Annotated in this window: 9 protein-coding genes; 7 read left to right on the top strand and 2 right to left on the bottom strand. The window is 63.1% G+C overall.

Annotated features, from left to right (window positions below; all coding sequences use genetic code 11):
- Positions 1-15 precede the first annotated feature (15 nt).
- From OHT21_RS18705 to OHT21_RS18700, 3 genes are all read left to right on the top strand, one after another.
- Entirely contained in the window at positions 16-1,299 is a 1,284-nt protein-coding gene (locus OHT21_RS18705) for a glycosyltransferase family 4 protein (protein WP_328769480.1), read from the top strand.
- 53 nt (positions 1,300-1,352) lie between these two features.
- The gene (locus OHT21_RS44695) at positions 1,353-2,084 is read left to right on the top strand and encodes an HAD family hydrolase (protein WP_443050390.1); all 732 of its coding nucleotides are present in this window, start codon (positions 1,353-1,355) and stop codon (positions 2,082-2,084) included.
- A 280-nt stretch (positions 2,085-2,364) separates the two neighbouring features.
- Positions 2,365-3,144, top strand: a complete 780-nt coding sequence (locus tag OHT21_RS18700; protein ID WP_328769479.1) for an IS5 family transposase — start codon at positions 2,365-2,367, stop codon at positions 3,142-3,144.
- On the opposite strand, the gene OHT21_RS18695 is transcribed toward OHT21_RS18700, so the two are convergent.
- Complete coding sequence (locus tag OHT21_RS18695; RefSeq protein ID WP_328769477.1) at positions 3,101-3,652, bottom strand: hypothetical protein; 552 nt, start codon at positions 3,650-3,652, stop codon at positions 3,101-3,103. The two genes, OHT21_RS18700 and OHT21_RS18695, sit on opposite strands and share 44 nt — an antisense overlap.
- A 637-nt stretch (positions 3,653-4,289) precedes the next feature.
- Between OHT21_RS18695 and OHT21_RS18690 the strand changes: the two genes are divergently transcribed.
- Both OHT21_RS18690 and OHT21_RS18685 read left to right on the top strand, forming a co-directional pair.
- Positions 4,290-4,682 (top strand): hypothetical protein, encoded by a 393-nt coding sequence (locus tag OHT21_RS18690; protein WP_328769476.1) that lies wholly within the window; start codon positions 4,290-4,292, stop codon positions 4,680-4,682.
- Between the two features lie 43 nt (positions 4,683-4,725).
- Complete coding sequence (locus tag OHT21_RS18685; protein ID WP_328769475.1) at positions 4,726-4,971, top strand: hypothetical protein; 246 nt, start codon at positions 4,726-4,728, stop codon at positions 4,969-4,971.
- A 200-nt stretch (positions 4,972-5,171) separates the two neighbouring features.
- Here OHT21_RS18685 and OHT21_RS18680 read toward each other — a convergent pair whose 3' ends face one another.
- Positions 5,172-7,007 carry an IS481 family transposase gene (locus tag OHT21_RS18680; RefSeq protein ID WP_443050642.1) on the bottom strand — a complete coding sequence of 612 codons (1,836 nt, stop codon included), beginning with the start codon at positions 7,005-7,007 and terminating at the stop codon, positions 5,172-5,174.
- A gap of 432 nt (positions 7,008-7,439) precedes the next feature.
- Here OHT21_RS18680 and OHT21_RS18675 point away from each other — a divergent pair, with 432 nt between their 5' ends.
- Positions 7,440-10,712 (top strand): hypothetical protein, encoded by a 3,273-nt coding sequence (locus OHT21_RS18675; protein ID WP_328769473.1) that lies wholly within the window; start codon positions 7,440-7,442, stop codon positions 10,710-10,712.
- A gap of 250 nt (positions 10,713-10,962) precedes the next feature.
- Positions 10,963-11,427, top strand: coding sequence for a GIY-YIG nuclease family protein (locus OHT21_RS18670; RefSeq protein WP_328769472.1), 465 nt, complete (start codon positions 10,963-10,965; stop codon positions 11,425-11,427).
- The last annotated feature ends 944 nt before the right edge of the window (positions 11,428-12,371 follow it).

Below are 12,371 nucleotides of genomic sequence, written 5' to 3'. Positions count from 1 at the left end.
TCGCACCGTTCCGAGGTGATCAATTTGAAGCGCGGGATTCTCTACTGCACATACAACGGTGTGTGCAACAACACCAACGGCATCGGCAGGCAGACGAAGACGCTCTTGGGAACGCTGGATGAGCGACGGGCGGATCTCGTGAGCATGTTGTGTCCTTTCACCGTCGACGTCGCCTTCCCGGCACCCGGCACCCGGACCCTCGCCTACAGCGAAGACGACCTGGTGTGGGCTCAGCGCGTCATCGAGAAATCGGACGGACGACTCTTCAAGTTGCCTTCTGGCGCCACGTCGGGTCTCTGGTCCGTCGACACGTGGGAGGCTCTGTCCAGGGAGGCCGCCGATGTCGCGGTCCGCGTCTCCAAAGAGCTAGACGAGTTGGTCGTCATTGCCGTCGACACCCCTTTCGCTGGTGTTTCTCGGTACATTGCCGACAGGGCCAGCTCCCATGCCGCCGACATCAAGACGGTGCAGGCCTTATACAGCACGGACGCGATTCGCGGGACCAAACCGACTGCAGGGAGAAGGGATTGGGAACAGGATTGCATCCGGCATGTCAACGGTTCTCGCCGCGCTTGGGTGGCCGATATCGGCCAGTTTTTTACGTCCCACCTTCGTGATGTGTACGGGCTGCGGACCGAGCGATTGATACCTTTTCGCTCCAGCCTTGATCTGGCGAGTCGCGACCTGCAGGCATGCCCTCAGGAAGAAGCGCGCCGTACGGTCGCGCAGTGGGGTATCCCCGTCGACCGCCCTATTGTCCTTTCCTTTGGAAGGGCAGACCCCGTCAAGGGGGTGGACACGCTCATACGGTCTCTCGGTCCGATCCGGGACCAGGTGCACCTGGCGCTGGTCGCGGTCCCTCACAGTCACTCGGGGCCGACCCTGGACGAGTACCGGAGGCTCATCGCCGAGCACGGCATCCGGGCGACGCTCGTCCCTCGCTTCACGCGGGAGCTCCCGAGGGCTCTGTGTGCGCTAGAGGAGACACGGGTTGTTGCCTGCACCTCGCTCGGTGAGCCGTTGGCCAACGTGCCCTTCGAGGTGGCCATGTGGGCCAGGAACGGAGGCCCCGTCGTGGTCGCGCCGGCCTGCGACGGCTTCGTCGAGCAGATAGAGGACGGCCAGACAGGGCTCTTCTACTCTGCTACCGACGTCGGATCGCTGACAGACGCGATCAGGCGTGCGCTCAGCTATTCGGCAGAGGAGACACGGAAGATCTGCCGGTCGGCACACGAGAAGGTGGCGCGAGATCGTGATCTTGTACCTAATCTCGTCGAGTCACTGCGCCACCTGTGGTGATAGGGCCTCTGGCGCCTTCCGGGTATCTGACCGAGGACGGTGGGAGTCACAGCATGAAACCTGACACTAGGGCGAGGCCGTCGGGCCACGGTTTCGGTGTCCGCGCAGTTGTATTCGACTTCGATGGTGTCATCGTGGACACGGAGACGTCGCTGCTTCAGTCGTGGATAGATCTGTTCGCCCAGTATGGATGTCCGCCTCCATCGCTGGTCGAGTGGAAGCAGCGAATCGGCTCGTCGCTGCACCGTGACTTGATGCCGAGCCTGTTGAAGTCCTGTCCGACGGATATAGACGAACCCGAGGCGCGGCGCTGGAGAGTGCAACGGAGCAGAGAGCTTTGTGCGCGAACAGGTCTCCTGCCGGGAGTGACGAGCTGGCTGAGGGAAGCGAGCGAACGGGGCGTATTGCTTGGTGTGGCCTCCAGCTCTCCGTCCGATTGGGTCGTGGGCAACCTGCGCCGTCTAAACGTGGCTGGCAGCTTTACGGCGATCTCTTGTGGTGGGCCGGGAATCCCGGGCAAGCCTGCGCCTGACCTCTACCTGCGGACGTGTGCGGCTCTTGGAGTGCCTCCTGAGGCTGCCCTTGCTGTCGAGGATTCCCCCAATGGGATCCGCGCGGCTAATCTGGCAGGGCTCTCATGCGTCGCGGTCCCCAATGGGGTCACGTCCGACATGGACTTGTCTCAGGCTGATCTGGTGATTCCGTCTCTGGCCGACTGCAGCCTCGAAGAGGCGGTCGGCCAGTTGGCCGCGTGCCAACAGCTTCGGGCCCAAGGGCAGACCTGAGAAGCTGTTGTCTTTCCGATCTTGAGAGATGCGCGTCGAACGGGAGTCCCGATTGGGTGATCGTGGGGCGCTTGGCGCATACGGACAGGGCCTCCTGAACAGCTCGTTGGTGTCGAATCACCGAGCAGCAGGAGGCCCTGGTGCAGCAGTCTTCCGTGCCGACGGCCGGGCAGTCCAGCTCGGTCACCTGGGAGTGTGACTGCCTGGCTCACCGGTTCGGAAACGCCGCCGACAATGAAACGCGGCGGCCGCGCTACCCGACGGACATGACGGACGCGGAGTGCCTCCGGCCGTCCGGCCGCTGCTGCCGGTGCCGGGCTGGATGCGCGGTCGCGGCGGCCGGCCGGAGGCGTACTGCCACCGGGCTGTACTCGATGCGATCCGCTACCTCGTTGACAACGGCATCAAGTGGCGGGCGATGCCGGCCGACTTCCCGCCGTGGGACCGGGTATACGCGTTTTTCCGCCGCTGGCGCGACCATGGCCTGGTCAAGGAGTTCCACGACCGGCTACGTGGGCAGGTCCGCGAGAAAGTGGGCCGCGACGCGGAGCCGACGGCCGCAGTGATCGACTCGCAGTCGGTGAAGGCGGACGCTGTTGTCGGTGCGGACAGTCGCGGGTTCGACGGCGGGAAGCTGGTCAACGGGCGCAAGCGGCACGTCGTGGTCGACACCCTCGGCCTGCTGCTCGGGGTGATGGTCACCGCCGCGGATGTCGGCGACCGCGCCGCCGCCCGGGTGCTGCTTGAGCAGGTGGCCGACGCGCATCACCGCCTCGCCCTCGTCTGGGCCGACGGCGGCTACACCGGCAACCTCATCGAGTACTGCTTCACCTTCCTCGCGGTGGTCCTGGCGATCGTCAAACGCAGCGACGACATACGCGGCTTCGTGGTGCTGCCCAAGCGGTGGATCGTCGAGCATCTCTTCGCCCACCTGATGCGCACCCGCCGCCTGGCCCGCGACTACGAGCGGCGCACCACCAGCGCCGAGGCGATGGTCTACTGGTCGATGACCCTGCTCATGACCCGCCGCCTTGCCCGCTCACGCCCGCAGCAGGCGTGAACCGGCCCGGCGCGGGCTCGGCCAGCCAGCCGCGCGCGACCAGTCGTTTCGCCTTCGACCGCAGCGCCTCCACCCGCGCCGGCACCACGTCCATGCCGAACAAGGCGGCCATCTCCTGGCAGGTCAGCGGCCCCTGCCCGAGCCGGCACCGGTCCGCGAGCACGTCCAGGATGCGCTGGTAGTCCACCGACAGCACCGACCTGTCCAGCCCCTCACGCCACACCGGCACCTGCGACTTCGCCTTCGCCGCCCCCGGCACTCGCGCGGTCTTTCCGGTCCGCTCCTCGGCGGCCTGCGCGGTCCGGTCGACCCGGGCATGGTCCTGCATGGGTTCGTCCGCCGGGGCCAGCACCTCGCCGACCCGCGAGCGGGCGATGGCCCACTCCTGCCATTCCCGCTCGGCCACGGCCAGTTCGGCCTGGACGCGGTCGGCCTCCTCCCGCAGCTCGTCCACGCGACGGCGAGCACCCAGCTCACGCTGTTCCAACAGCCCAACCACCGACGGCATCCACGACCTCCCGGGCAGCGACAGCACGACAGGCCACTACTCCCACGGGACCGCCGACCCTACGCCCGACCAGCGGAAACGCAGTCCTCAACTCCGGAAAGACAACAGCTTCTCAGCCCGCACTACGAGCAGTTGCTGGCCCGCATGACCGAGGCGCACGCACAGGCGAGAGCGCGGCACGCAGCATTGACGAGCCTCAGGCAAGATGTTCGCGGAGACGGTAAGACCACTGCCCGGCACACTGAGATGGCGAACGAGAGGCCCGAACTTCAAGCTGCACAGCAGCCACCGAGTACCAGGCCACGCTGATACCTGTAGCTCGGGAAAGGCAACGCACTCCAACGTGAAGCCGCCTCTCGGAAAGCGTGGTTCTGCGGGTGACTTTCGGCCAACTTGCTTTGAACGTAGCCGTACACAGTCGGACGTCCACGGACTCACCCGAACGCAGTGACAACTACTGAGACTGGATGGGACTGGCCGGGTTCAGCCCACGCCGAGTTACGTATCCCGCAGGGCGGGCCACACTGCAGGCATGGCGAGCTTTCAGCAGCGGAAAGCGGTAGGCGACGCTCACGAGCAATACGTCGCTGAACAACTCACCATGCGTGGGTGGGAAGTCAACCCCTAGGGGCAAGGCTTGCTGACCAAGAGACTCCAAGATGCTCTTCGGGGAACCGACAGCTTCATCAGGTGGATCCCTGACCTCATCGCAGCGAAAAGTAAGGATCTCGTGCTGATCGACTGCAAGAGCCGCATGACCAGCAGGAGCACTGGTCGGCACGCCGTCGAACGAGCGGCTGTGCACGCCCACTTGCAGCTCGTCGCGTGGACACGACTCCCGGTCTACTACGTGTTCGACGATCTCGACGTGCTGGCGCCGCACGACGTTCTCATTGCAGGGCAGGAGGGCCCACACAGCATTGCCGGTTCGGGGGCGCCGTACTTCTTGATTTCTGGGAGAATTGCTCGCCGATTCGACGGCCTGTTTGGCTCCGGGGGGTCGGCCGCTCAATGGGAAATTGCCTCCTAGCCCGCGTGCCCTTCACCCAGCGACGTGATCAGGAAGGAAGAGAGTGACTGACTCCTGGCAGGGCGAGCCGCTCACGGTGGCAAGCCCGTTGAAGGAAGACATCCACTACCGAGTCCATGACGTCGATACGGGGGAACTCCTCGGGTTCGGGACAGGACGCAAAGGATCTCTCGGTGCGGTGGTCCACCATTGCGCCCAGATCCAGGCGGCCCACCCTGGCCGACATCTCGTGATCCGGCAGTACGACCAGGCCGCTGGCCCCAAATTCGACCGGCCGCTGGGGCCGTAGATGACCCTCAGGCCGGGGGTGTCAGCCCATGTAGCTGAGCTGCAGCGCCGTCAGCGTCTTGGTGATGTGGCCGACGAGGAGCACGGCGATGGCGTGCTCGGCCACGAGCGTGCGCATCACACCGTCGTCCTCGCCGTACACCCTGTCTAGTCCCAGGTGATGTTTGACATTCTGGTCCCAGCTGATGCTTGACGGTGGGCCTAGACAACATCGGAAACCTTGTGGGGCTTGTTCGCCTTCACGTGGCGGACGGGAATGTCGGTGGTGCGCTGGATGACTCGGACCTGGCCGTCCAGGTGGACGGTGATCGTCGAGTCCGACACGTGCACGGTCACGGTCCGGCCTGCGTAGGGGCGGCCGAGGGAGACGACCTGGCGGCAGACCATGACCGTGCCGACCGCGCTGACCCGTCGCTGGACCCGCACCGGCTCCACCCGCGGCCGGGGCGGCGGGCCCGCGGGCCGCAGACCACGCAGCCGCTGCACCTCGCCGGGGCCGAGCGGGTTGGGCCGCACCCGCAGCAGCTCCCGCGAGGACGGATCGAAGAACGACAGTGTGGCCTCGTCGATCCGGATGCTCACCTGCCGTCCGCCCAGGATCTCCGCCGCCAGCACCTGGCGCCCGGCCAGGCTCACCAGCCCGCTGTTGTTCACCGTCCGGTCGACCTCGAACGCGGCCCCCTCCCCGGTCGGCAGCGGTGATGGTCCGGCCGCGCGCCCGCCCCGAGCCGCGAGCTGGGCCAGGTCTGCCACCGACAGGTGGGAGCGCACCGTCTTGATCCGCGCCCCGGCGATCAGTAGGTGGATCACCTGCGTGTCGGCCCAGAAGGTCACCGTCAGCCCCGAACGGACAGGCCCCAGCCAGAACTGCTTGCCCGCGACCTGCAGATTCCCACTCGCAGGCACCACCCGCTCGAACTCCACCGGCCCACCGTGCTCGACCGGCATCACACCATCGGGCCCCTGAACCGGCAGGCCGGACGTCTTCGGCGCCATCACGGCAGGAACCAGCTCAGCCGACTCCACGGCGGTGACCACCTCCGCCGGGGCCGTCCGCTGCTGCGGGACGAGTGAGAGAACCCCGGGCACCTTCAGACCAAGCACCTCCCGCTCCTGCTCGGGAACAGAAGCAAACCGGTCCGCCGGAGACTGCATGTCCAGCGCCTGATGCGGACGCACGGAGTTGTACTCCTGAACCCACGCATCCAGCGCCACTTGGGCCGCCCCGATGCTCTCGAACGCCCCACAATCGTCGAGGAGTTCGCGCCGCAGCGTCTGGTGGAACCGCTCGACCTTGCCCGTCGTGGTCGGCGACGCCGGCTGGGTCAGCCGGTGCGCGATCCCGTTCTCCCTACAGATCCGGTCGAACAGCACCTCACCGCCCTGCCCGAACCGGTCGGTGAACTGCTTGCCGTTGTCGGTGAGCACCTCCTCCGGCACCCCGAACGCCTGCAGGGCCCGGGCGAACGCCGCACACACCGCCCGCCCGGTCGCCCGCTCGACCACCGACGCGATCACGCAGTACCGGGAATGATCGTCCACACCGGTCACGACCTTCGCCTCGGACAACTCGCCCGTGACCGGGTCGACCAGCATCACCCCGCCGACGATGTCCATCTGCCACAACTGCATCGGCCGATCCCGCTGCCAGCGCTTGTAATCCGACCGCTTCCGGCGCCGCACCCCCGGCTCCACCAGGCCATGCCGCACCAGGATCCGATACACCGTCATCCGTGACGGCACCGGCGCCACCGACCCAGCCCGCTCCAGCACATGAGCGATCCGCCGCGGCCCCCACCGAGGATGCCTGCGCCGCAGCTCACACACCGCCGCCTCCACCTCCGCAGACGCCTGATGCGGACACGACGCCGGCCTACGCGACCGGTCCGCCAACCCCGCCAGACCAGCAGCCTCATACCGGGACTTCCACCCGCTCACCGTCTGCCGGGACACCCCCAGCTGAGCGGCGACCTCCGTCACCGTCGCACCCGCCAACACCGCAAGCACAGCCCGATATCGCTGCTCGACAACCGACAACTCCACCAGCGCCAATCCCGGCCTCCCCACACGCACCGCAACGACGCGCACAGAAAAGCCGAACACGGCCACTGTCAACCATCAGCTGGGACCGAAGTGTCAAGCATCTACCGGGACCGGACACTGCCGTACACCCTCTGAGCTACAACTCTCTCTACGGGTTTCAAGGCGGCTCGCTCCGCTCCCCGCGCGCGGCCCGGCCCCCGGCCGGGCCTGCGCTCCTGTCTCCGCCCCGCTCCAGCCCGGCCGGCGCCCGTGCCGCGCGTATAGCAATCAGCCGCTTGCCGTAGAAGGGGTACGCCGTGGCTGGGGCGGTCGGCTCCACGGCTTTACGGAGCCACTTTGGCGCGAGCCTCTAAGATCATGGCCCCAACGTCGTGCTTTAACGGGCAGGTCCACAGACTGCCCGACGCGCCGGAAGCTTACGGGGCCATGATCACTCGCCCCAAAGCAGCGCCACCCCAAAGCCGCTCCACCGACCTGTACTCGCAGACTCAGCTTCGTGTTCAACGAGGTGTCGCGGGTTGTGGCGGTGTGCTAAAAGGGAATATGGAGACTCCAGAACTGGACGAGACGCTGCTGTCTCATCTCGTCGATGAGCTGAACGACGACGGCAAGCGCGCAGTCAGCTTCCTACGATCGGCTCAAGCCCTGATCGCTTTTGACGACGACTCCATACCAGAGCATGGATCCCTTATTGCATATGCCCTAAGAGAGGCGATGAAGGCGATCCCTTCTTCGCAGAACGCAGCCAGTACGGGCGGAGAATGGAAGGTCCTGTCCCGCGAGGTCGTCGAAGCCAAACAGCAACTTACGGCCGCCGCCGACCTCACCGCAGAAGATAGAGAAAGCGCATTGCAGCGACTCTTCACCAAGGTTGACGCTCTCGATATTTTCCATAAGCAGGACGCCGTACATCAGCGACGATTGATTGCAGTGATCGTAAACCGCACTGGCACCCAGCCACTTACCACTGGAGACGTAGCCCCAATCACGTCGTATCAAAAGATCTTGGGCCGTCTGGATAGGGGTCTACACCGCGGGATAGCGATTGACGCGGCCAGAAGCCTGTGGCTGGACTGCGTTTCCATACTGCGACAACTTTTTACGCCGCCTGAAATTCGCATGGCTGAACTCGATGAATTGGCGCGATTGCAGGCCCTTACATCGCAAGACCTTGAGAAGCTAAAATTGTTGATTGTGAGCCCCTACCATCTTCATAGATTCCTGGGGCAACTTGACCACCCCGCATGGCTCGATCTTCTTGTAGTAACGCAGCTACTGGACCCGCCAACAGATCGCCAAGGTTGGCCAATGTTTGCTGCGGTTGACGCGCTCAAGAAGGACCATGCCCCTAAATTGGCGGGCATCATTGAAAGGATAGCAAAAAAGTCCATTCTCACCGAGTCGGCGTCGTGGTATCCCGCACGAGCAGCTCTCGAAATCGGAAAATACGGCCACCCAACCCTAAAACTCTGCCTGAAAAAGTATCCGCGATCACAAGCAATTTCCAGCTTTGCCGTGAGCGCGAGTGAAGCCGACACCGACACAGGGGCATTTATAGAATTTGTGGCTAGCATTGTATTAAACCACTCTAACTGGGTGCACTCTCAGGCCTACGTCAAAAAATTCATGGACACTTACTGCTTGGGAGTGAACCAGGAGAATGGCCCCAAGCGGCTCAAGATTCTGGCGTACCGGATATCCGACGTTCCGGAAGAAGATTTGTCTTACGCGCTCTTTGTAATGCAAAACGCATCTCTGGGCGAGTACTCGGCAGTTCAACCCGAGCGCGGAATCCTTCCAACCTTGTTGCGCGGGCTAGCCTGCCTTCTCAATAATCTGGTTGAATCATGCACATCGAGCGATCTACTCGCCTCGATCAGCCCGCTTCCTGACTCCGTTCAAGAGCGAGCCCGGTCGTGGGTTCTCGCAAATTCGCGGGATGTTGAAATTGAATCGATTACTCAGGAGCTAGTTTCTGCCATTGCGAAACGTGATCCACTTGTAGATGATGAGAAATTGATTCAACGCGTAGTTAATGAATGTCCAGAGGGCTCATACGTTTCCGCATGGCAAACCTCCCTGGGCACTCCACCTGGGCTTCAGGAACTTGGGACCGCCCTGAGCGAGCGCAATGTGAATGAAGAATGGCGTCGAGCCTACCGCTGGAGCGCCTTCCTTCCTGCGCAGGTGAGCGCACCATGGTCGACTGCGGTGGCGGTGATTTCAGGCTCATATGGGCCACCGGTAAAGCGTAAAGAGCCCATTCGGGCAACGTTTGGTTACGGTAGAAGTCCTATAAGCAGTGAAGAACTAAGTGCCATGTCACCTCAAGATGCGGCACAGTGGATCGCCAACTGGTCACCCAGCAATGCCGAGTGGCTAGTTAGCGCACGCGAGCTCGGGAGGGCCCTAGAGTCAACCGTATCGTCCAATACTGAAGAGTGGGCGCGAGATCCAGTGGTTATTGCCAGCCAGCTTCGCCACCCCACATACATAGCTCATTATCTGCTGGGCCTGGCCAAAGGTATTTCCGCAGTAGGGACGGAGGCTGCTGACAAGATAGTTGACTTGATCGAGTTGACGCGTACTCATCCGTGGCCAGTCATAGTTTTGGGAAAAGATGATTTCGACTATGACCCTACATGGCGGCCGACGGAACATGCGGGTGTATCTCTCATTAAGGCGCTTGCCCACTCAAACATCGGCTTTGGGGAGCGAGGTGAATACGTCTGGTCCGTCCTTGCCAGTGAGGTTGAAGACAGGTCCGAATCTTCCGGCATCATCTCAAGCTCAGTAGATTACCTGGAGACGGCGCTCAATAGGCCATTCACACAGGCTCTGGAAGCTACCTTCTCCGTCATTTCGATGGAGCACAAAAATGGCAGTACTCGCGCAGAGGGTCCGCGCATCATCGACTCACTGCTCATGCTAACGGGCCGTGACGGTGCTGAAGCTCGCGCCATTATCGCCCCCAAAGCCAGATTCATCGCATACGTTTCTCCCGAATGGCTTGAGGCCATCGCGCCAAAACTCTTCGGTGACGAAGCCCCTCCGACAATGGGACAGACGGCTGTCGATCTCGCATTGCAGTGGGGTCAACCTTACGAATGGCTTCTCGAAAATTACCGAAGCTCCGTCAGAGACTCTGTCCGTAAAGGGGTACAGAATTCCCTTTCCCATTATGTGATCGCAATGCTTTGGGGTGTCCCTGGTTACACCCCGAGGGAGAATATTTCTTTCCTTTCTGGAAACGCGGGCGACATCTCCGAGGCAGGCAAAGCACTTGGTCTCGTCCTGCGAGGTGAAAATGTTTCAGACGAGTATTCCGATACGGCTGTAGAATTCTGGAAGCTAGCCGTAGAAGAACATTCACAGGAACTCCTCGGATTTGGCTGGATGGCGGAAGTGAAGGTCATCTCGGACGAAACATGGAATAGCGTCATGCTGAATACTCTCAGCGCCACTCGCGGAAAGATCGATTTGCCGCAATCCGTGGCTGAGAGGGCTGCAGATCAGGAGCAGTCAACGGAAACGTTGGCGATACTTGATTCCCTTGTTAGAGGGCTTGAAGAAGAGTGGGATCGGAGAGAGGTTGCCACATACGCTAGAAGTTCACTCCTCTCCGCTACTTCTCTTGCCGATACCGCTGAATACCGGCGGCTGCGCACCACGCTAATGGAGAGGGGCCACATGGATTGACGGAGGTGTGCCAGATCATGCGGGAACAGTGGGCAGTGAGCGAGCCCACTCCGCCACCACATGCCCGCAGCTTCCCAAGCTGAGGGCCTGCGCAACCGTGAGACCGCGTGCTGTGTCGGCATCAGCAAGTAGCCTGCGGCTGTCAGCCCGTGGCTCATCTGGAGGCTCCGTGGAAGCTACCGCTCTCACCACTCCCGTTCGACTGTGGTCGGCGCAGGAGGTCTTGAAGCGCCCGAGTCCAGTTTCAGCGGTGGCGGGGGTCTACGGGTGGCACTTCGAGCAGGCGCCGCACCAGGAGCTGGACGCCGGCCGCCTGCTTTACGTGGGCATCGCCCCGCGGTACATGGCGAACCGGACCAGCACGCAGAACCTGCGGAAACGAGTGCGGTACCACTATCGGGGCAACGCGGCCGGGTCGACACTGCGGCTTACCCTCGGCTGCCTGCTCGGGCTCGAACTGCGCCGTGTAGGCAGCGGCACGCGCCTGACCTTCGGCAAGGCTGGGGAAGCCACCCTCAGCCAGTGGATGGCCGAGAACGCCCGAGTGTGCTGGATCGAGCATGCCGAGCCGTGGGCCCTGGAGTCGGAGCTCATCTCTCAACTCGACCTGCCGCTGAACCTCGACCAGAACCGCCACAACGCGTTCCATGACCGCCTCAAGGAGCTGAGGGCCCAAGCCCGCCAGCAGGCACGAGTGTTGCCCATCAGCGCATAGCCCGTCGCGCTGACATCAACGGCGACGAACGATGGCGCACCGAAGCAACCTCAGTCGGATCGACGAGCGACCGCCGAACCCCGTTCAGGCAGGTCCCTCCGCAGGGGGATCGAACTCCTAAAGCGGTGATCTAAGCCTGGCGAGTGAGATCGTCCGTAGATGGCCGATGCGCGACTTCCCCGGGGATGGACTCTTCAGCAGATCCGCGATGTATCGGGGGACCAAGAGGCTGTCGCCCTGAATCCCGATCGGCCAGTGAAGTGGGTCGGCTTCGGCGAGGCCCACGAGATGCCACACCCGGAGATCGTTCTCGGGTTCCACAGCCTGTGTCTCGTGAAGCCTGTCGATGACTATGACTGGTACATGGGCAGCCTGTACGACGACGGCAGCATCGACTGTTGGACCGCCTACAGCGACCTGTACGAGGCGCTACGTGGCCTCTAGAAGATTGAGCCACCGCTCCGCGTGCGAGACGCACTGAGTGTCTAACTGCGTGACAACCTTGCAAGCCGCTCCGCTCCAGCCCGCGTGAGCAGCTTTCACGCCAAGTCCACGCCTGCGCTGCCGCAGACGGGGACTCCGCCCTGTGCGTTAGTTCCTCCGGCGACGCCCCTGCGCATAGGGGCCGTGTCGATCATGTTCCCGCCATTCCTCATCATGGGGGTCGCGGTCTTCGCCGCCCGCGTTGTCCCCAGGAGTCGAAATGTGTTCCCCCTTGTTGACCTTGGCCAGCAGCGAGGCGAGGGGATCAGGGGGATCGTCGCTGAAGCGATCGGAGCCGCGCTCGGGCGGCGGCGCTGGCTCTGTCCTGTCGTGACGCGACCGTGATGTACCGCTCATGAGCAGCCCCCTCCGACTCACTGAGATGCACTCTAGATCTTTCCCTGGAAGGCCGCGGGTAACCCGACTTCGACCTTGCCAGTGCTGTGCAATCTTGCCGGAAG

The organism is Streptomyces sp. NBC_00286, assembly GCF_036173125.1.
Classification (GTDB): domain Bacteria; phylum Actinomycetota; class Actinomycetes; order Streptomycetales; family Streptomycetaceae; genus Streptomyces.
This window is presented reverse-complemented; position numbering and strand designations above follow the sequence as displayed.

What these genes read in the sequence shown, in the direction of transcription:
- OHT21_RS44695 (WP_443050390.1), top strand. Translation starts at nt 1,353, where the DNA reads ATGAAACCTGACACTAGGGCGAGGCCGTCGGGCCACGGTTTCGGTGTC.
- OHT21_RS18695 (WP_328769477.1), bottom strand. Translation starts at nt 3,652, where the DNA reads ATGCCGTCGGTGGTTGGGCTGTTGGAACAGCGTGAGCTGGGTGCTCGC.
- OHT21_RS18675 (WP_328769473.1), top strand. Translation starts at nt 7,440, where the DNA reads ATGATCACTCGCCCCAAAGCAGCGCCACCCCAAAGCCGCTCCACCGAC.